At 60.3% G+C, this 20,435-nt stretch carries 16 protein-coding genes and 1 pseudogene; 15 read left to right on the top strand and 2 right to left on the bottom strand.

All coding sequences use genetic code 11. The features are described 5' to 3' along the window. The first annotated feature begins 279 nt into the window (after positions 1-279). The 12 genes from LOY68_RS00675 (at position 280) to LOY68_RS00730 (ending at position 15,287) form a co-directional block, all read left to right on the top strand. A complete protein-coding gene (locus tag LOY68_RS00675) occupies positions 280-1,632 on the top strand; it encodes a TolC family outer membrane protein (protein ID WP_054050332.1) in 1,353 nt (450 codons plus the stop codon). A 42-nt stretch (positions 1,633-1,674) separates the two neighbouring features. Beyond that, the gene (locus LOY68_RS00680) at positions 1,675-3,831 is read left to right on the top strand and encodes a type I secretion system permease/ATPase (protein ID WP_054050330.1); all 2,157 of its coding nucleotides are present in this window, start codon (positions 1,675-1,677) and stop codon (positions 3,829-3,831) included. Continuing rightward, on the top strand, positions 3,821-5,188 hold the full coding sequence (locus tag LOY68_RS00685; protein WP_054050328.1) for an HlyD family type I secretion periplasmic adaptor subunit: 1,368 nt from the start codon (positions 3,821-3,823) through the stop codon (positions 5,186-5,188). The genes LOY68_RS00680 and LOY68_RS00685 overlap by 11 nt, the downstream gene beginning before the upstream one ends. Positions 5,189-5,507: 319 nt before the next feature. Beyond that, positions 5,508-6,395 carry a TauD/TfdA dioxygenase family protein gene (locus tag LOY68_RS00690; RefSeq protein WP_265042416.1) on the top strand — a complete coding sequence of 296 codons (888 nt, stop codon included), beginning with the start codon at positions 5,508-5,510 and terminating at the stop codon, positions 6,393-6,395. 17 nt (positions 6,396-6,412) lie between these two features. Beyond that, the gene (locus LOY68_RS00695; protein WP_265042417.1) at positions 6,413-7,438 is read left to right on the top strand and encodes an ABC transporter substrate-binding protein; all 1,026 of its coding nucleotides are present in this window, start codon (positions 6,413-6,415) and stop codon (positions 7,436-7,438) included. Between the two features lie 5 nt (positions 7,439-7,443). Continuing rightward, positions 7,444-8,307, top strand: a complete 864-nt coding sequence (locus LOY68_RS00700) for an ABC transporter ATP-binding protein (RefSeq protein ID WP_265042418.1) — start codon at positions 7,444-7,446, stop codon at positions 8,305-8,307. A gap of 20 nt (positions 8,308-8,327) precedes the next feature. Then, complete coding sequence (locus tag LOY68_RS00705) at positions 8,328-9,194, top strand: ABC transporter permease (protein WP_265042419.1); 867 nt, start codon at positions 8,328-8,330, stop codon at positions 9,192-9,194. A 151-nt stretch (positions 9,195-9,345) separates the two neighbouring features. After that, the gene (locus tag LOY68_RS00710; RefSeq protein ID WP_265042420.1) at positions 9,346-10,266 is read left to right on the top strand and encodes a LysR family transcriptional regulator; all 921 of its coding nucleotides are present in this window, start codon (positions 9,346-9,348) and stop codon (positions 10,264-10,266) included. A gap of 196 nt (positions 10,267-10,462) precedes the next feature. Beyond that, positions 10,463-11,998: an MFS transporter gene (locus tag LOY68_RS00715; protein ID WP_265042421.1), complete on the top strand. Its 1,536-nt coding sequence runs from the start codon at positions 10,463-10,465 to the stop codon at positions 11,996-11,998. A gap of 26 nt (positions 11,999-12,024) precedes the next feature. Continuing rightward, complete coding sequence (locus tag LOY68_RS00720) at positions 12,025-13,089, top strand: HlyD family secretion protein (protein ID WP_163907648.1); 1,065 nt, start codon at positions 12,025-12,027, stop codon at positions 13,087-13,089. After that, positions 13,086-14,618 carry an efflux transporter outer membrane subunit gene (locus LOY68_RS00725; RefSeq protein ID WP_265042422.1) on the top strand — a complete coding sequence of 511 codons (1,533 nt, stop codon included), beginning with the start codon at positions 13,086-13,088 and terminating at the stop codon, positions 14,616-14,618. The genes LOY68_RS00720 and LOY68_RS00725 overlap by 4 nt, the downstream gene beginning before the upstream one ends. Before the next feature lie 111 nt (positions 14,619-14,729). Next, complete coding sequence (locus tag LOY68_RS00730; RefSeq protein ID WP_265042423.1) at positions 14,730-15,287, top strand: hypothetical protein; 558 nt, start codon at positions 14,730-14,732, stop codon at positions 15,285-15,287. A gap of 104 nt (positions 15,288-15,391) precedes the next feature. Here LOY68_RS00730 and LOY68_RS00735 read toward each other — a convergent pair whose 3' ends face one another. Next, a complete protein-coding gene (locus LOY68_RS00735; RefSeq protein ID WP_054616609.1) occupies positions 15,392-15,697 on the bottom strand; it encodes an XRE family transcriptional regulator in 306 nt (101 codons plus the stop codon). Next, positions 15,690-16,054 (bottom strand): annotated as a pseudogene (locus LOY68_RS00740) (type II toxin-antitoxin system RelE/ParE family toxin). Before LOY68_RS00740 ends, LOY68_RS00735 begins: the two are co-directional and overlap by 8 nt. Positions 16,055-16,232: 178 nt before the next feature. Here LOY68_RS00740 and LOY68_RS00745 point away from each other — a divergent pair. Genes LOY68_RS00745 through LOY68_RS00755 form a run of 3 tightly spaced genes read left to right on the top strand, consistent with a single transcriptional unit; the run spans position 16,233 to position 20,428 of the window. Continuing rightward, entirely contained in the window at positions 16,233-17,015 is a 783-nt protein-coding gene (locus tag LOY68_RS00745) for an efflux RND transporter periplasmic adaptor subunit (protein ID WP_265042424.1), read from the top strand. After that, positions 17,012-18,331 (top strand): efflux RND transporter periplasmic adaptor subunit, encoded by a 1,320-nt coding sequence (locus LOY68_RS00750; protein WP_163907652.1) that lies wholly within the window; start codon positions 17,012-17,014, stop codon positions 18,329-18,331. The genes LOY68_RS00745 and LOY68_RS00750 overlap by 4 nt, the downstream gene beginning before the upstream one ends. Beyond that, positions 18,332-20,428 (top strand): biotin/lipoyl-binding protein, encoded by a 2,097-nt coding sequence (locus LOY68_RS00755; protein WP_265042425.1) that lies wholly within the window; start codon positions 18,332-18,334, stop codon positions 20,426-20,428. The last annotated feature ends 7 nt before the right edge of the window (positions 20,429-20,435 follow it).

Below are 20,435 nucleotides of genomic sequence, written 5' to 3' on the forward strand. Positions count from 1 at the left end.
TAAAAAATTTAGTGCATAAGCTTGACGCTGCAACTCGTCAATTATTTGGCTATATTCTTTCGCTATTTACTTTATGCCAAACTATTGACCTTATGGGTGCCATCCTAAACAATCGCCCCAGTAATGTCACATTGATATTTAAGCGGCGACCTGTCCTACAGCGTGTGATCCAGTTCCTGTTTTGAACTTTCCGACATACGGTCATTCCGGTTGCCATCATCCGACGCAGCGCCCCTATTTGCTGTGATTCAAGACAAGAAGTTCTGGGATATTTCTTACATGCGTTCGTCTTTGTTCAAGGCTTTACCCTTCGCCCTCGCCGCCAGTTTTGCCCAGGCACAAAGCCTTCCAGAAGCCATGCAACAGGCGCTGGATGTCCATCCGGAGATCCAGGCTGCGGTTAATAGTCGATTGGCCGCGGATTATCAGTTAAAGGCAGCAAAAGGTGGATACCTGCCACGGGTCGATCTGCTGGGCGGTTATGGTCGCGAAGGCACGGATAACGTCACCACGCGTGCCGATACCGGTAGCAACCACTGGGAAACCTTGAACCGCAGCGAGTCAAGTTTGCGTCTCTCGCAAATGGTTTTTGACGGTTTTGCGACGTCCAGCGAAGTGGGGCGTCAACAAGCCACCGTTAACTCCCGCGCCTATTCCTTGCTCGGAACGTCGGAACGTACCGCGCTGACCGTGGCCCAGGTTTATCTCGATGTACTGACCCGCCGTGAATTCGTGCGCCTGGCCGAAGAAAACCTGAAGAGCCACGAACGCATTTTCGACCAGATCAAACTGCGCACCTCCCGCGGTGTAGGCAGCGGCGCTGACCTCGATCAGGCCGAAGCTCGTATGGCTCAGGCCCGCAACAACCTGATCACCGAACAGACCAACCTGGCCGACGCCGAAACCAACTTCCTCAGCGCTGTCGGCCAGATGCCCGACCAGCTCGAGCGTCCTGCGCCGTTCCTGGCACTGCTGCCGGCCAACCTGAATGAAGCTCGCACGCAGATGCTGGAAAACAGCCCGATCCTGCGTTCCGCCGAATCCGACATCGCCGCTGCCGAGAAGCAGTACGACGCCGCCAAGTCGACGTTCTACCCGCGTTTCGACGCTGAGCTGGGCCGTACCGCCGATAACGATCTCGACGGTCAGAACGGTCACAGCAACGAATGGCAAGCCATGCTGCGCATGCGCTTCAACCTGTTTGCCGGTGGCAGCAACAAGGCTGACCTGGAATCCAAGTCCTACCTGTCGAACCAGGCGCTGGACATCCGCAACAACGCCTTGCGCGTGTTGAACGAAGAGCTGGGCCTGGCCTGGAACGCCTTGAATAACGCTAACGCCCAAGTGCCGATCGCCCAGCAATATGTGGATCGCAGCACCGCAGTGCGCACGGCTTATCAGAAGCAGTTCAGCCTTGGCCAGCGCACCTTGCTCGACTTGCTCGACAGTGAAAACGAACTGTTCACCGCGTCGCGTCGTCTGGCGGACATCAAAAACATTCAGTTATTTACTCAGTACCGAATCAAGGCGACCATGGGCGAGTTGCTCAAGAGCCAGGGAGTGGTCGCACCGTTGGCATCCGTTGTGCAGAACGACGTGAAGCCAAAGGTCCAATTGCCCGGCATGAATTGAGCAGGACCTTCATTGTTCAATAGTTAGCCAAGAGTGCCGAGCGTGGAATCAGAAGTCAGTCGAGTTCAACTCATTAATGATCCGCGCGCGCTGCATGACGATCCGTTACTGGATGGCCTGCTCGCCCTGTGCACGCTGCACCAGAAACCGGCCAGCGCGGCGATGCTGACCACCGGCCTGCCGTTACCCAAGCAGCGCCTGAGCGTCGAGTTGCTGCCCCGCGCAGCCGCTCGCGCCGGTCTGCAGGGCCGGGTGCTGCAACGCAAGCTGGAAGATATTCCGGCGATTGCGATGCCGGCGCTGTTGCTGCTCAAGGACGGTCGCAGCGCGGTGCTGCTCGGCTGGCAAGGTGAAGACCAGGCTCGCGTGCTGCTCAGCGAAACCGACGGCGGCGAAAGTGTCGTCAGTCGTGAACTGCTGGCCGACGACTACATTGGCAAAGTCTTCTTCGCTCAACCGCAGCATAAATTTGACGTTAACCACGGCACGCTGATTCCGCGTGCGCGTTCATGGTTCCGCGACACCCTCAAGCGTTCGCGCTGGCTCTATGCCGACGCCATCGCCGCCAGTTTCCTGATCAACATCATCGCCATGGCCGCGCCGCTGTTCGTGATGAACGTCTACGACCGCGTGGTGCCAAACCAGGCGGAATCCACCTTGTGGGTGTTGGCGATCGGTATCACCGGCGCCTACCTGTTTGACCTGATCCTTAAAAGCCTGCGCAGCCTCTGCCTGGATCTGGCCGGCAAGAAAACCGACCTGATCATCTCGGCCACGCTGTTCGAGCGCATCGTCGGCATGGCCATGAAATACCGCCCGGCGCGGGTCGGCAGCTTCGCCCAGAACATCCACGAGTTTCAGAGCCTGCGCGACTTCCTCGCCTCGCTGACGCTAACCAGCCTGATCGACCTGCCGTTTACGCTGCTGATCTTCATGGTCATCGCGATTCTTGGCGGGCATCTGGTGTGGATTCCGGTGCTGGCGTTCCCGATTGCCCTGTTGATTGGCTACGCGTTGCAGAAGCCTTTGGTGGCGACCATGGAGCGAACCATGGCCCTCGCCGCCGAGCGTCAGTCGAGCCTGATCGAAACCCTCGCCGGCCTCGATGCGGTGAAGGTCAACAACGCCGAAAGCGAACGCCAATACCAGTGGGAACAGACCATCGGCACCCTCAGCCGCCTCGAGCTGCGAGTGAAAATGCTCTCCGGCCTGGCGATGAACATCACCTTGCTGATCCAGCAACTGGCCGGAGTGATCATGATCGTCTTCGGCGTGTACCAGATTATTGACGGTCACCTGAGCATGGGCGGTTTGATTGCCTGCTACATGCTCAGCGGTCGCGCGCTTAGCCCGTTGGCCTCGCTGTCCGGCCTGCTGACCCGTTACCAGCAAGCGCGGGTGACCATGGTTTCGGTGGACCAGATGATGGAGCTGCCGCAAGAGCGCAATTTCGAAGAGCGTCCGCTGAGCCGCAAAGTGCTGCAAGGCGCCATCGAATGCCGTCAGCTGAACTTCACCTACCCGAACCAGCAAAACCCGGCGCTGAAGAACATCAACCTGATCATCAAGCCCGGCGAAAAAATCGGCATCATCGGTCGCAGCGGCTCGGGCAAAAGCTCCCTGGCCAAACTGCTGGTGGGCCTCTATCAGCCGGACGACGGCGCGTTGCTGGTGGACGGCGTTGATATTCGCCAGATCGATGTCAGCGAACTGCGCCACAACATCGGCTACGTGCCCCAGGACATTCAATTGCTTGCCGGCACCCTGCGCGACAATTTGGTGTCCGGTGCGCGTTATGTAGAAGACGAACTGGTGCTGCAAGCCGCCGAACTGGCCGGCGTGCACGAATTTGCCCGTCTGCACCCGCAAGGCTATGAACTGCAAGTCGGCGAGCGTGGGCAGAACCTGTCCGGCGGCCAGCGCCAGAACGTGGCCCTGGCCCGTGCATTGCTGCTCAACCCGCCGATCCTGCTGCTCGACGAACCGACCAGCGCGATGGACAACACTGGCGAAGAACGCCTCAAGCAGCGTCTGGCTGCAGTGATCGAAAACAAAACCGTGGTGCTGGTGACGCACCGGGCTTCGCTGTTATCGCTGGTGGATCGCCTGCTGGTGATCGACCGTGGCCAGATTCTTGCCGATGGCCCGAAAGCCGCCGTGATGGAAGCGTTGAAGAAGGGGCAGATCAGTGTTGCTTAAGTCGGGTTTCAAGGACTCTGTCCGCCGTTACTTCAAAGGCTCCGCCTCGCTGCAAGGCCAGCCGTTGCCGGAAGTGAACAAGGCGCTGATCGAAGACGCACCGCGCGTGGTGCGGCTGACTATCTGGGCGATCATCGGCTTCTTCGTGTTCCTGATGCTCTGGGCCAACTTCGCGGTGATCGACGAAGTGACCAAGGGCGACGGCAAGGCGATTCCGTCGTCGAAGATCCAGAAAATCCAGAACCTTGAGGGCGGTATCGTCTCCGAGCTGTTCGTCAAGGAAGGGCAGATCGTCGAGGCTGGCGCGCCGCTGATTCGCTTGGACGACACGCGGTTCGCCTCCAACGTGGGTGAAACCGAGGCTGATCGCCTGTCGATGCTGCTGCGGGTTGAGCGCTTGAGCGCCGAGGTGGATGACCGTCCGTTGAATTTCCCGGCCGATGTGCTCAAGGCCGTTCCTGGCCAGGCTGCCAGCGAGGAGTCGCTGTACACCAGCCGTCGCCAGCAGTTGCACGATGAAATCGGTGGCTTGCAGGAGCAGTTGATCCAGCGTCAGCAAGAGCTGCGCGAATTCACCTCCAAACAGTCCCAGTACCGCAACGGGCTGGCGCTGCAACGCCAGGAAATCAACATGTCCGAGCCGCTGGTGGCCCAGGGCGCGGTGTCGCCGGTGGAAGTGCTGCGACTCAAGCGCGCCGAAGTCGAAACCCGTGGGCAACTGGACGCGACCACCCTGGCGATTCCTCGCGCTGAATCCGCGATCAAGGAAGTGCAGCGCAAGATCGATGAAACTCGCGGCAAATTCCGCAGTGAAGCGCTGACTCAGCTCAACGAAGCCCGCACTGATCTGAATAAGGCTCAGGCCACCGGCAAGGCGCTGGAAGACCGCGTGAGCCGGACCCTGGTGACATCGCCGGTGCGCGGCATCGTCAACAAATTGCTGGTGAACACCATCGGCGGCGTAATCCAGCCGGGCAGCGATTTGGTTGAGATCGTGCCGCTGGACGACACCTTGCTGGTGGAAGCCAAGGTTCGTCCGCAAGACATCGCGTTCCTGCATCCGGGGCAAGAGGCGACGGTGAAATTCACCGCGTATGACTACACCATTTACGGTGGACTCAAAGCCAAGCTTGAGCAGATCGGTGCCGACACCATTACCGATGAAGACAAGAAGACCACTTACTACATCATCAAACTGCGCACCGATCGCAGTCACCTGGGGACAGATGAGAAGCCGTTGCTGATCATTCCGGGGATGGTGGCGTCGGTGGATATCATCACCGGCAAGAAGACCGTGCTCAGCTATCTGCTGAAACCGATTATTCGGGCGCGGGCTGAGGCTTTGCACGAGCGATAGATCTTCGGTGCGGCTGATGGCCTCTTCGCGGGCAAGCCTCGCTCCTACAGGTCCAAGTCGTGCGCAGATGATGCGGACGACTAAAAACCCGTAGGAGCGAGGCTTGCCCGCGAAGGCGACCTCAAAACCCCCACGATCCAAAAGCCATATCGTTATTCACTAACGGTATTTAAATTTCAATTCTTATATCTATAAAGTCACTCTCCTGCGTACCTGCCGACCAATCGGCGCGCCGCACGACACGAACCAACACGGGACCTCCGTGAGTTTCTGATCGACGCGCGCGCCCTTGAGCGTGCCGTGCGTGGGAGTGATTTAAATGTCAGCCGTCTCTGCATCTCAAAGCATCGCGCCGCAAACCTTCGACATCCGCCCATTCAGCGGCGCCGTCGGTGCCGAAATCATCGGCCTGGACCTGTCCCGCCCGATCAATGACCAGGATTTCGCGCGCATCCACCGCGCACACCTGGATCATCACGTGGTGGTGTTCCGCGACCAACGCATTACCCCCGAACAGCAAATCGCCTTCAGCCGTCGCTTCGGCGTGTTGCAGATCCATGTGCTCAAGCAATTCTTGCTGGCCGGGCACCCGGAAGTCCTCATCGTTTCCAACATCGTCGAAAACGGCGTGTCCGTCGGTCTCGGTGACGCCGGCAAGTTCTGGCATTCCGACCTCTCTTATAAAGAGCTGCCGAGCCTCGGCTCGATGCTGCACGCTCAGGAACTGCCGTCCGAGGGCGGCGACACCCTGTTCGCCGACATGCACAAAGCCTGGGACGGTTTGCCCGACGCGCTGCGTAAAGCGGTTGAAGGCCGATCCGCCGCGCACTCCTACACGGCGCGCTACAGCGAAACCAAATTCGAAGGCAACTGGCGCCCGACCCTGACCCCGGAGCAACTCGCCCAGGTGGCCGAAGTCGTGCACCCGATCGTCCGTACTCACCCGGAAAACGGGCGCAAGGCGTTGTTCGTCAGCGAAGGCTTCACCACGCGCATCGTTGGCTTGCCAGAAGACGAGAGCAAACAGCTGCTCGACGAGCTCTACGCCCACAGCGTATTGCCGCAAAACATCTACCGCCATCAGTGGCAGCCCCACGACCTGGTGTTCTGGGACAACCGTTCGCTGATCCACCTTGCCACCGGTTGCCCTAGCTACCTTCGCCGCAAGTTGTATCGCACCACCATCCAGGGCGACGCGCCTTTCTGATTTGCCGGAGAACCATCATGTCCAAACGTCTTCCATTCGCGCCGTTGGCGGCTGCCATCGGCCTGGGTTTCAGCCTGATCGCCGGCAGCCTGGTGGCGCCGACCGTGGCCCACGCCGAAGGTGAAATCCGCATCGCCGAGCAGTTCGGTATTGTTTATCTGTTGCTCAACGTAGTGCGTGATCAGGGACTGATCGAGAAGTACGGCAAGCAGGAAGGCATCGACATCAAGGTCGACTGGACCCAGCTCTCGGGCGGTGCGGCGGTCAACGATGCGTTACTTTCCGGTTCCATCGACATCGCCGGGGCCGGCGTCGGTCCGCTGCTGACCATTTGGGACCGCACCCACGGCAAGCAAAACGTCAAAGCCGTCGCTTCGCTGGGCAACTTTCCTTACTACTTGCTGAGCAACAATCCGAACGTCAAAACCATCGCCGACTTCACCGAGAAGGACCGCATCGCGGTGCCGGCGGTCGGTGTGTCGGTGCAGTCGCGCTTCCTGCAATACGCGGCGGCCAAGCAGTGGGGCGACAAGGAATTCAATCGACTCGACAAGTACACCATCGCGGTTCCCCACCCCGACGCGACGGCTGCTTTGATTGCTGGCGGCACAGAGTTGAGCGGGCACTTTTCCAACCCGCCATTCCAGGATCAGGCGTTGGCCAATCCCAACGTCCATGTGGTGCTGAACACCTACGACCTGCTTGGCCCGAACTCGCCAACAGTGCTGTTTGCCACCGAAAAATTCCGCGAAGAGAACCCGAAAACCTACAAGGCCTTCGTCGAAGCCCTGACCGAAGCAGCCGAGTTCGCCCAGAACGACAAAGGTGCGGCAGCCGACACCTATATCCGTGTGACCAAGGCGAAAATCGACCGCGCCGCGTTGCTGAAAATCATCGATAACCCACAGTTCGAATTCAGCGTCACGCCGAAAAATACCTACCCGCTGGCGGAGTTCCTCTACCGCGTCGGCGCGATCAAAAACAAACCGGATTCGTGGAAGGATTACTTCTTCCAGGACGCCAAACCGCTGCAAGGGAGCTGATCGACATGAACGCCCCCTTGCAAGGCCACACGGCCAGCAACCCGATCGCACCGGCAGCCGGAGCGCTGCTGTCGGTCGATCACGTCAGCCTCGAATACCGCACGCCGCAGCGTGTGGTTCGGGCCACCCACCAAGTCAGTTTCGAGATCGATCCGGCCGACCGCTTTGTGCTGCTCGGCCCGTCCGGCTGTGGTAAATCGACGCTGCTCAAAGCGGTGGCCGGGTTTATCCAGCCGTGCGAGGGCGAGATTCGTCTTCAGGGGCAAACCGTCAACGCGCCGGGCCCGGACCGGATCGTGGTGTTCCAGGAATTCGATCAACTGCCGCCGTGGAAAACCGTCAAACAGAACGTGATGTTTCCGCTGCTGGCCTCGAAAACCCTCAAGCGCAAAGAGGCCGAAGAGCGGGCGTTGCACTATCTGGACAAGGTCGGGTTGGCGGCGTTTGCCGATGCCTATCCGCACACCTTGTCTGGCGGCATGAAGGCGCGCGTGGCGATTGCTCGTGCGTTGGCCATGCAACCGAAAATCCTGCTGATGGACGAACCCTTCGCCGCCCTCGACGCGTTGACCCGACGCAAGATGCAGGAAGAGCTGTTGCTGCTCTGGGAGGAAGTGCGCTTCACCCTGCTGTTCGTCACGCATTCCATCGAAGAAGCGCTGGTGGTGGGCAATCGCATCCTGCTGCTGTCGCCGCATCCGGGTCGGGTACGGGCGGAAGTCCACAGCCATCAATACGATTTGCACAGCCTCGGAGGCGTGGCGTTCCAGGAGTCGGCGCGGCGTATTCATCGGTTGTTGTTCGATGAAGGCCAGTCCCCGGAAACCGAGCGTGAGCTGGATTTCTCCGACATTCGCATCGCTTATTGAGCCATTGAGAGGATTGCCCGATGAGCCAGTTGTCATCTGCACGTAAAGAATTCGAAACCGTCCTGGAGCCACTGACCAGCGTACCGCTGGAGCGAGAATTACCGCTCGGCCAGCGTGTCTGGCAACAGGGCTGGGTTCGCAAAAGCCTGATCCTGATTTTGCTCGCGGTGCTGTGGGAAGTGGTTGCCCGCATCCAGAACAACGATCTCCTGCTACCGAGTTTTGTGCAAACCAGCAGCGCGCTGTACGACGGTCTGCTCAGCGGTGAATTGCTGGGCAAGGTATGGATTTCCCTGGTGGTGTTGCTCAAGGGTTACCTGATCGGCATCGTCCTGGCGTTTGCCCTGACCACGCTGGCGGTCTCGACGCAGTTCGGTCGTGATCTGCTGAGCACGCTGACCTCGATGTTCAACCCACTGCCGGCAATCGCGCTGCTGCCGCTGGCGCTGCTGTGGTTTGGCCTGGGGCAGAACAGCCTGATTTTCGTGCTGGTGCATTCGGTGCTCTGGGCCTTGGCCTTGAACACCTATGCCGGGTTTCTCGGCGTCTCGGAAACCCTGCGCATGGCAGGTCGCAACTATGGCCTCAAGGGCATGCGCTTCGTGTTGTTCATCCTGATCCCGGCGGCGCTACCGTCGATCCTGGCCGGGCTGAAAATCGGCTGGGCGTTTGCCTGGCGCACATTGATCGCGGCTGAGTTGGTGTTCGGTGCGACCAGCGGCAAGGGTGGTTTGGGTTGGTATATTTTTCAGAACCGCAATGAGCTGTACACCGACAAAGTGTTTGCCGGGTTGGCGGTGGTGATTTTGATTGGGTTGCTGGTGGAGAACCTGGTGTTCGACACCCTGGAGCGCGTGACCGTTAAGCGCTGGGGGATGCAGCGTTAATCAATTAAATCGGGGGTGACTCGAAAAGATCGCAGCCTTGGGCAGCTCCTACAGGAGAATGTGTACACCTGTAGGAGCTGCCGAAGGCTGCGATCTTTTGATCTGCTAGCATTGCGTCTGAATCAATCCTGATCAGCCAAGAGTGCTCAGCATGCAACTCCCGGACATGAACCTGCTGGTCGCCCTCGACGCCTTGCTCGACGAGGGCAGTGTGGTGGGCGCCGCGCGGCGGATGAACCTCAGCCCGGCGGCCATGAGCCGCACCCTGACCCGCATTCGCGAGGCCATCGGCGACCCGATCCTGGTGCGCGCTGGTCGTGGCCTGGTGCCAACCCCCAAGGCATTGGCGTTGCGCGAACAGGTGCGCGACGTGATGGAGCAAGCCGCGCTGCTGTTCCGCTCCGCCGACGCAGTGGATCTGGGCACCTTGCGCCGTCGCTTCAGCATTCGAGCCAATGACTTTTTCGTCGGCGTTTATGGCGGCAAGCTGTTCTCCACCATGGAACGTCAGGCGCCGCATTGTGAGCTGCGTTTCGTCCCGGAAGGCGATGGCGATGATGAGGCGCTGCGCGAAGGGCGGATCGATCTGAACATCAGCAACAACCGTCCGTTGATGCCGGAAGTGAAGATCCAGAACCTGTTCTCCACGCACTTCGTCGGCCTGGCGCGAGAAGATCATCCTCTGTTCGATGAGGAAATCACCGCCGAGCGTTATGCCGGGTTTGCGCATATCAGCATGTCCCGTCGCGGGATTGCCCGGGGACCGATCGACACGGCGCTCAACGCTCTGGGGCTGGAGCGGCGGGTGGCGGTGATTGCGCCGAGTTTTCATGCGGCGATGTTTGCGCTGCCCGAATCCGATCTGCTGCTGCCGGTGCCAAAAGAAGCGCTGCTGAGCGTGCGGCGTCTGGGCCTGAAGCTGCGCTCGTTCACGCTGCCGATTCCGCTGCCAACGCTGATGTTGACCCAGGCCTGGCACCCTCGCTACGACAAGGATCCGGCTCACCGCTGGATGCGCGAGATGCTCAAGGCGTGTTGCGATGAAACCTGGCTGGCTGCGCAACCCGTCTGAAGATCAAAAGATCGCAGCCTTCGGCAGCTCCTACAGGTGTACACAAAACCCTGTAGGAGCTGCCGAAGGCTGCGATCTTTTGATCTTGTATTTTTATTGCTGCGTCTGACGCACTTATAACCTGCCAACAAGTCAATTTTCGTAACGCCTAACCCTCCATAAAATGCCCCGGTATTCTTCCCGGAGCTTGCAGTACATGACTTCCCTCACGGCCCCGGCCCCTCTCGCCGCGACCAGCCCTGCCGCCGCTGCGCCACCGGTCTTCGGTCTGCGGATCATCATCGGTCTGGTGGGCGTGTTGCTGGCGGTGCTGGTGTCGGGCCTCAACGAGATGGTGACCAAGGTTGCCCTCGCCGACATTCGCGGCGCGTTGGCCATCGGTTACGACGAAGGCACCTGGCTGGTCGCCAGTTACACCGCGACCTCGGTGGCGGCCATGGCGTTCGCGCCGTGGTGCTCGGTGACGTTCTCGCTGCGGCGCTTCACGCTTTACGCCATCGGTGTCTTCACCTTCCTCGGGGTGCTGTGCCCGTTCGCGCCGAACTACGAAAGCCTGTTGCTGATGCGCATCGTGCAAGGCCTGGCGGGCGGGGCGTTACCACCGATGCTGATGACCGTCGCCCTGCGCTTTCTGCCGGCCAACGTCAAACTTTATGGTCTCGCCGGATACGCCCTGACCGCGACCTTCGGACCGGGCCTCGGCACGCCGCTGGCCGGGTTGTGGACCGAGTACGTCGGCTGGCAATGGACCTTCTGGCAGATCATCGTGCCGTGCCTGATTGCCATGGCCGCTGTGGCTTACGGATTGCCTCAGGACCCACTGCGCCTGGAGCGTCTCAAGCAGTTCAACTGGCGCGGGTTGCTGCTGGGTTTTCCGGCGATTTGCATGCTGGTGATCGGCATCCTGCAAGGCAATCGGCTGGACTGGTTCGAGTCGAGCCTGATCTGCTTTTTGCTCGGCGTCGGGTTGCTGTTGCTGGTGCTGTTCCTGATCAATGAATGGTCGCAGCCGATTCCATTCTTCAAGTTGCAAATGCTCGGTATCCGCAACCTGTCGTTCGCCCTGATGACGTTGGCCGGGGTGTTGGTGGTGTTGCTGGCAGTGGTGATCATTCCGTCCAGTTACCTGGCGCAAGTCCAGGGTTATCGGCCGATCCAGACCGCGCCGATCATGCTGCTGGCAGCGTTGCCGCAATTGATCGCGCTGCCGTTGGTGGCGGCGTTGTGCAACTTTCGCTGGGTCGATTGTCGCTGGGTGCTGGGGATTGGCCTGGGCATGCTGGTGTTGTCCTGCCTCGGCGGTTCGCAACTGACGTCGGTGTGGATTCGCGATGATTTCTACGTGCTGCAACTGCTGCAAATCTTCGGTCAGCCCATGGCGGTGTTGCCGCTGCTGATGTTGGCCACCGGCAGCATTTCGCCGATGGAAGGACCGTTCGCCTCGGCCTGGTTCAACACCGTCAAAGGTCTGTCCGCGGTGATCGCGACCGGCATCATCGAGGCGCTGACCACTGCCCGCCTGCATTTCCACTCGACCATGTTGGTGGACAACCTCGGCAACTCGCCCCTGGCCGACAGCGACAGCGCCGGCCTTGCCCACCGACTGCATGAGCAGGCCGTGGTGCTGACCGCTTCCGATCTTTATCTGTGCATGGCGGGCGTCGCTGCGGCGTTGATCCTGCTGATTTTCTGGCTGCCGACGCGGATGTATCCACCGCGCGCGCCGACTTGAACGCTTCACTGAACCAGAAGGTTTTTATGACGACTTTTACCAAGCAAAAAGTGGCTGTCGGCGTCGCCGCAGCGATCGCGGTCGGCGTGCTGATTTACCTGGTCGCGCCGGGCCTGTTCGGCAAACGCACGCAACAGAGCACCAACGACGCCTTTGTCTCGGCGGACTTCACCCTGGTCGTGCCGCGGGTCGCCGGGTTTATCAAAGAGGTGTTGGTGGAGGACAACCAGCAGGTCAAGGCCGGGCAACTGCTGGCGTTGATCGACGACCGTGACCTGCGCGCCGCCGCCCAGGCTGCCGACGCCGAAACCCTGGTGGCCAGGGCGCAACTGCAAAACGCCCGGGCGACTCTTGAGCGTCAGACATCGGTAATCGCCCAGGCCCAGGCCACGGTGGTCTCGGCCAAGGCTGAAATGGCTTTCGCCGAGCATGAATTGAATCGCTACGACCACCTCGCGGGTGTCGGTGCCGGTACGGTGCAGAACGCGCAACAGGCCCGCACGCGCATCGATCAAGCGACCGCTCGACTGGCCAACGCCACGGCGGTGCTGGCGGCGGAACGCAAGCAGGTCGACATCCTCACTGCCCAGCGCGACGCGGCCGAAGGTGGGCTGAAGCGCGCGCAAGCGGCGCTGGAGATCGCCAGTTACGAACTGTCCTACACGCGGATCGTCGCGCCGCAGGACGGCATGGTCGGTGAGCGGGCAGTGCGAGTGGGCGCTTATGTCACGCCAGGGAGCAAGATTCTCGCCGTGGTGCCATTGGCCCAGGCTTATGTCGTCGCCAATTTTCAGGAGACGCAATTGACGGATGTGCAGCAGGGGCAGGACGTGCAGGTGCGCGTCGACAGCCTCGGCGGCCAACTGTTGAACGGTCGCGTCGAAAGCATTGCGCCGGCCACCGGGGTGACGTTTGCCTCGGTCAAACCAGACAACGCCACGGGCAACTTCACCAAAGTGGTGCAGCGGATTCCGGTGAAGATTGTGCTGGATCCGGGACAGCCGTTGGCTGAGCGGTTGCGGGTGGGGATGTCGGTGGATGCGCGGATTGATACTGCCAGCGTGGATAAGCATGAGGTGGTTCAGCGATGAAGATTTTTGTTGATCGTGCTGGCGCCTTCGCGAGCAAGCCCGCTCCCACAGGGGACCGCATTTCAATGTGGGAGCGGGCTTGCTCGCGAAGCGGCCGTTTGCCTCAACTCACCTTGTTGGTCTTGAGCCTTTCCGCCTGCACCGTAGGCCCGGACTTCCACAAACCCCAACCACAGCAAATCGCCGAATGGTCAACACCAGCCAAGCCTGCCGAAAGTCAGGCAGTCACCCAAACCATGGAAGAACGCTGGTGGGAAGTCTTCCACGACCCGAAACTTTCAGCCCTGAGCCAACGCGCCCTGACCGATAACCTCGACCTGAAACTCGCCAGCAGCCGCTTGCAACAAAGTCGCGCCGCCCGCCAAGTGATCACTGCCGACAGCTACCCAACGACCGCCGCCACTGGCAGCTATGGGCGCGAACGCAACAGCGGCGAAGGCTTGAGCGATCCCTCGGGCAAAAACGGCCGCTCGGCGTTCAACCTCTGGGATGCCGGTTTCTCCGCGTCCTGGGAACTGGACTTCTGGGGCCGCGTGCGCCGCGAAACCGAAGCCGCCGACGCGACTCTCGAAGTCGCCGAAAACGATCGTCGTGGCGTGCTGCTGTCGGTATTGGCCGAAACCGCTCAGGACTACATTCAGCTACGCGGTGTGCAAAACACTCGCGCCGTCACCGAGCAAAACCTCGACGTCGCCCGACACAGCCTGAAGCTCTCGCAACTGCGCCTTGCCGACGGCGTTGCCACGGACCTGGACGTCGCCGAAGCCGCCGCCCAAGTCGCGGCCATCGAGTCGCGCTTGCCCGCGCTGGAACAGCGTCAGTCACAACTGATCAACGCCCTGAGCCTGTTGATGGGCGAGCCGCCGCAAGCGCTGCAAGCCGAGTTATCCACCGACGGCCCGGTGCCACAGACTCCGCGCCAAGTCGCGATCGGCCTGCCGTCGCAACTGGCCGAACGCCGCCCCGACATCCGTCAGGCCGAAGCCCGCCTGCATGCCGCGACCGCCAGCATCGGCGTGGCCAAGGGTGATTTCTATCCGCGAATTACGCTGTCCGGCAACATCGGCTCCCAAGCCATGCAGCTGAGCGATTTCGGTTCCTGGGGCTCACGCTCATTCGGCATCGGCCCGCAATTCAGCCTGCCGCTGTTCGACGGCGGCCGTCTGCGCGGCATGCTCAACCTGCGCGAGGCCCAGCAACAGGAAGCCGCCATTGCCTACCAACAAACCGTGCTGCGCGCCTGGCATGAAATCGACGACCAGCTGACCGCCTACAACGCCAGCCAACGACGCCGCGACAGCCTCGCCGAAGCCGTGCGCCAAAACCAGATCGCCCTGCGCACCGCACAACAGCAATACGTCGAAGGCGTGGTGGATTTCGTCAATGTGCTGACTGTGCAGGGCGAGTTGCTGGCGACTCAGCAGCAATGGGTTGAGAGCTCGACGGGCGTGTCGTTGGCGATGGTGGGGTTGTACAAGGCGTTGGGGGGAGGGTGGGAGTCGGTTTATCCGGTGGCGGAAAAATCCTGAGTGAAATTGAGAGACTGGATGTAGGAATCGTCCTATTTTTTTGTGTGGGCACTATTGCAGCCCATCAGGCGTTAGCATTTCGGCCACTCAATGACCACGGCTACGCCTCCTATGATTGCCCTCTCTGATTCTCCCGCGACTGTTGAATTTCCAGGCGCTGCAACAGCACCTCCCGATTTTTATGTCGTGTGTAAAAGCAAGCTAGCGCTGCTATTCGTCTCGACTAGCGGCTTTTTCCTTATTTATTGGTTTTATCGAAACTGGAAGCTTTATCGTGCGGCCACGGGTAATAAGGTTTTGCCCTTGTTCCGCACCATCCTGGGCGTGTTTTTTGTGTATTCCCTGTTCACCAAAATCGATCATCGAATAGGCGCTTCAAACCTAAGGTACCGTTGGTATCCGCGCAGTCTGGCATTGGCTGTCATCCTGCTGGCGTGCACCGGTTCCGCGTTGATGTGGTTACCAGATGTGCAAATTCGTTTTGCGTTGAGCCTTTTGGTTTTGTTCCTGCAAACCTGCTGTTTATTGCGTGTACAGAATGCAATCAATTATTTGGCGGGTGATGTCGAGGGGCTTGGTAATTCGAAGCTGACATTTGCCAACGGAATTTGGGTAGCGCTTGGTTTGTGCTGGTGGGGGCTGGCGATTATCGGTTTTTACGTTCTTTAGCAGGATCGGGTGTGAGTGTCATTAGCCCCATTTTTGAGGTCGCGAAGTAGAGAGAAAATGAGCATCGTTGGGCTAGTGTCGTTGCGAGCAGCCAGGGAGGCTGCTCATCCAGCAAAATTTTCGATCTTGATTTGGCCGTCTGGAAACGTCGCAATGATTTCAAGCTCACCGCCCATAGCGCGGATGTAGTTGCGCAAGGTGCTGATGTACATATCCGTGCGGCGCTCCATTTTAGAAATGGCGGCCTGGTTGATATGAAGTGTTTCGGCAAGCGTGGCTTGACTCAGCGCTTTGGCCTGACGCAATTCGTGCAGCGGCATTTCCTTGATGTGTTGTTCATAAATCGAATCGGCGAGTGCCCGGGATTCGGGTGTCATCCGCGCTTCGAGTTCGGCAAATTTCTTAGCCATCGTTGTGACCTTCTTTGCGCAATGTGTCGAGATGTTCATCGTACAGCTGATCGGCCAACGGTACGTTGACTTCATACCATCGATCCTGACCGGTTTTGTCTCCTCCTATCAATAGCAACGCGCAACGTTTTGGATCGAATGCATACAAGATGCGATAAGGGCGACCTGCGTGCTGAACGCGTAGTTCACGAAGATGGCCGTGCCGCGATCCATTGATTCCACTGCTATGAGGAAAGCGTAAACCGGGCCGAACTGCCCGAGTAGTTTTACGCTCGCGGCGACAGAACTCTGCTCGCTTTCGCTCAGATCCGTCCACCAGTCGCCGAACTCGTCGGTGTATTCAATATCCCAATTCATGGGAGCTGAATATGCACGCTATGGAATATTCCTTCAAGGTTATATTTTCGATCGGTCGAATTCGTCCTATAGGTCAGCAACTTTCTTGATACATGGCTTTTCCAAAACGTGATGGCTATTCGCTTGACGCAAACCCCCGCTGTCGTAGACTCCGACCATCCGTCAGGGAGTCACGGTTATGCCGCGTTTTGGAAGTTGGGTTGTTGGATTAGCCTTTGTAACGTGCGCAGTACAGGCGCAAACGCCTGCGCCAGACGATTCGTTGCTGGAAAGCAATGCCGCCGGTGGTGGTACGCAGGCCAGCAGCGAGGCTCGTGGTGTGCTGCGGGCTCGGGATCAGGCGGTGCTTGCCAGTGAGTTGCCGGGGCGGGTGGTCGAGTTGCCGTTCAGCGAGGGGGAGTCGTTCAAGAAGGGCGATACGCTGGCGAAGTTCGACTGCTCGGGTTTTCAGGCTCAGCTCAATGCTGCGCAGGCTGCCAGCCGTGGGGCCAGTGAAGAACTGGCGCACAACAGACAACTGGCGGCGTTGAATTCGGTCGGGCGTTTCGAAGTGGCGCGGGCCGAGGCCAAGGTCAGCGAGACTCAGGCGCAATCCCAGGTTTATCAGGTTCAAGTGAAACGCTGCAGCGTGCTGGCGCCGTTTGACGGTCAGGTCGTCGAGCGCAAGGTCCAGCGCTATGAAAGCGTGGCGGCCGGCGCGCCGTTGCTGGATGTGGTGGATAACCGCACGCTGGAAATTCATTTGCTGATTCCGTCGCGCTGGATGGGCAAGCTCAAGCCCGGTCAGACCTTCAGTTTTGTCCCCGATGAGACCGGTCAGCCGCTGGAGGCCACGGTCAAGCGTCTGGGTGCGCGGATTGATGAAGGCAGCCAGACGTTGTTGCTCGTCGCGACGCTGCCCAACGCCACGGGTCTATTGGCTGGCATGAGCGGAACGGCGCGTTTCGCGGAGCTTAAGTGAACGCTCCGATCAGCGGCGGCGCCGAGCAGGTGTTCGCCCGGTTTCTCGACCTCGAACGCCTGACCCGCGCGGCGCGCACCCCGGCGCAACTGGCCTACAGCCTGGTGAATGACAGCCAAGCGTTGTTCGGCTTTCGCCATGCGGCACTGTTGATTGCCGGCAAGGTGCAGGCCGTGACCGGGGTCAGCGCGGTTGATCCGAACGCACCGTTCGTGGCGTTCGTCGAGCAGGCCGTGGCGCAGCTGTTCAAGCTCGACATCCTCAAACAGGCACGGGTGATTCCGCAGGATGGGCTCAGCGAGTCGATCCGCGCGGATTGGCAAAGCCTGTCCGCCGCCCAGGTGTTTTGGCTGCCGCTGGTGGATCATCAAGGCGAAGTCTTCGGTGGTTTGTGGCTGGCCCGGGACACGCCCTGGAACCCTTCCGAACAAGTCCTGCTCTCGCAACTCGGCGACACCTACAGCCACGCCTGGCTGGCGCTGCAGCCGCGCAAACCGTGGCGACTGCGCTGGACTCGTAAACGTCAGGTGCTTCTAGTGGCAGCGGCACTGCTCGCGCTGTTGATCCCGGTGCGCCAATCAGTGCTGGCGCCCGCCGAAGTGGTGCCGCTGGGTGGCCGAGTGGTCGCCGCACCGCTGGACGGAGTGATTTCGGAGTTCCTGGTCAAACCCAACCAAACGGTGAAAACCGGCGACCTGCTGCTGAAATTCGAAAACACCACTCTCACGGCTCAGGCCGATGTGTCCCAGCGCGCCTTGGGCGTGGCCGAGGCCGAATTAAAAGCTAATTCCCAACGCTCCTTCGCCGATGCGGAATCGAGCTCGAAAATCGATCTGCTGGCGGCACGGGTCGAACAAAAACGTGCTGAACGGGATTACGCCCGTGAATTGCTCAAGCGCAGCGAAGTCCGCGCTGAGCGGGATGGCATCGCGGTGTTTGCCGACGCCGAGCGTTGGACCGGCAAACCGGTGCAGACCGGCGAACGCTTGATGGAAATCGCCGACCCGAACCAGGCCGAATTGCGTATCGAATTGGCCGTGGGCGATGCGATTGCCCTGGAGCCGGGCGCGCAGGTTTCACTGTTCCTCGACAGCGATCCGTTGCAACGCCACCAGGCCAAACTCGAACGCTCGGCCTATGAAGCGCAGCCTACCGCTGGCGGACAATTGGCTTACCGATTGGATGCGAATTTCGATGCCGCACCGCCGCGTATCGGCTTGCGCGGCACTGCCAAAATCTTTGGCGACCGTGCGCCACTGGCGTTGTACCTGTTGCGTCGGCCACTGGCCGGGTTGCGTCAAAGCGTGGGCCTGTAAATGAGCCTGCCGAGCCTGCGGGCAGACTTGCAGTTGCAGGCGGCGGCCCCGGCCCTCGACGGCTCGCCGCGCTGGACCCTGGCTGATCCGGTGCGCGGTCGCTATTTCAAACTTGGCACGGCGGCCATGCGCCTGCTGCGCCACTGGTCCCTGGGCGACCCCGAAAAAGTTTTGCAAGCGGCGAACCGCGAGCCGGGTTTGCCACTGGACGGTGCCGAGCTGGATCAACTGCTGAATTTCCTGCGCGGCCATGATCTGATCACCGCCCTCGATCCGCAACAGCGCGCCAGTTACAGCCTTAAAGCCGCCGCCCAGCGCCAGTCGCTGTGGCAGATCCTGTTGCACCAATACCTGTTTTTCCGCATTCCACTGTGGCGCCCAGATGCGTTTCTCAATCGCGCCTGGCCGTGGCTGGAGCGCTTTGGTCCGTATGCGCTGCGCGTCGGATTGCCGGCCACCCTGATGCTCGGCGTGTTTCTGGTGTCCCGGGACTGGCAGCGCTTTATCGCGACCTTCCCACACTTGTTCAGCCTTGGCGGCGCGCTGGCGTTTGGCGTGGCGCTGTTCTTTGCCAAGCTCTGCCACGAGTTCGGCCACGCGTTCATGGCCAAGCGCGCCGGATGCCGGGTGCAAAGCATGGGCGTGGCGTTCATGGTGATGCTGCCGATGTTTTATACCGATGTCAGCGATGCCTGGCGGGTCAATGATCGACGCGCGCGGTTGCTGATCGGTGCCGGCGGGGTGCTGGCGGAACTGGTGCTGGCGTGTATTGCGCTGCTGGCCTGGTCGCTGTTGCCCGATGGCCCCGGACGCACCGCAGCGTTCATGCTCGCCAGCGCCACCTGGATCACCACGCTGGTGATCAACCTCAACCCGTTCATGCGTTTCGATGGTTATTTTTTGCTCAGCGATTTATGGGAAGTCGACAACCTCCAAGGGCGGGCGTTTGCCTTGTGCCGTTGGCGTTTGCGCGAAGCCCTGTTCGGCTACGGTGCGCCGGCGCCGGAGCCCTGGTCGCCGTCGATGCAACGGCGTTTGCTGATCTGGGGCTACGGTTCGTGGCTGTGGCGCGCGGTGCTGTTTTTCGGGATTGCGCTGGCGGTGTATCACCTGTTCTTCAAGCTGTTGGGCATCTTCTTGATGATGGTGGAGCTGGTGTGGTTCATCTTCCTGCCGATTGTGCGCGAATGGCGCGAGTGGTGGTCCCGCCGCGATCAGGCCCACGCACCGCGTGTGTTGCTGAGTACCCTGGGCTTGGTGGCGATTGTCTTGCTGCTGGCCGTGCCTTGGCGCAGTGCGGTGGAAGTGCCGTCGATGCTGGAGGCCGGGCGCGTCAGCACGTTGCATGCGCCCGTGGCGGCGCGGGTCAAAAAGGTGAATGTCAGCGATGGTCAATCAGTCGCCCAAGGTGACGTATTGATTGAGCTGGAGTCGCCGGATCTCGATTCACGCCAGGCCATTATTCGCCGGGAAATCCAGATCCAGCAGTTGCAGATGCGCCGTCAGGCCAGCCGCAGTGAAACCGTTGCCGATGCCGGGATTGTCGAGCAGCGTCTGGCCGAGGCCGTGGCCGAGTATCGCGGCTTGGCGGCGCAGCGCGAGCGCTTGCTGATTCGTGCGCCGCAAACCGGCAAGGTGCGGGACCTGTTGCCGCAACTGATCGCGGGTCGCTGGTTGTCGCCCAAGGAACCCCTGGCCCGAGTGGTGGAAGACGGTGCGCGATTGCGCGGTTACCTGGCCGAAGCCGAATTGTGGCGGATCGCGCCCGGCGCCACGGGGCGGTTTATTGCCGAGGACCCGATGCACCCGGCCGTCGCCGTGCAGTTAAGCGAAATCGACGCCAATGGTGCCGGCTTCATTGATCTCGAAGCCCTGACATCCGATCACCACGGTCCCATCGCGGTGCGGCGTGATCAAAACCAGCGACCGGAACCGGTTCAGGCGCAATACGCGGTACGTCTGACGACGCTGGATACCATCGCCACTCCCGTGCAGCCGTTGCGCGGTGTGGTAATCGTGCAAGGTCGCAGTGAGTCATTGCTGGGTACGGCTTGGCGCCGGATGGCGGCGTTGGGTGTGAGGGAGAGTGGTTTTTAGCGCAGGG

This window comes from Pseudomonas sp. B21-053, assembly GCF_026016365.1.
GTDB lineage: Bacteria > Pseudomonadota > Gammaproteobacteria > Pseudomonadales > Pseudomonadaceae > Aquipseudomonas > Aquipseudomonas nunensis.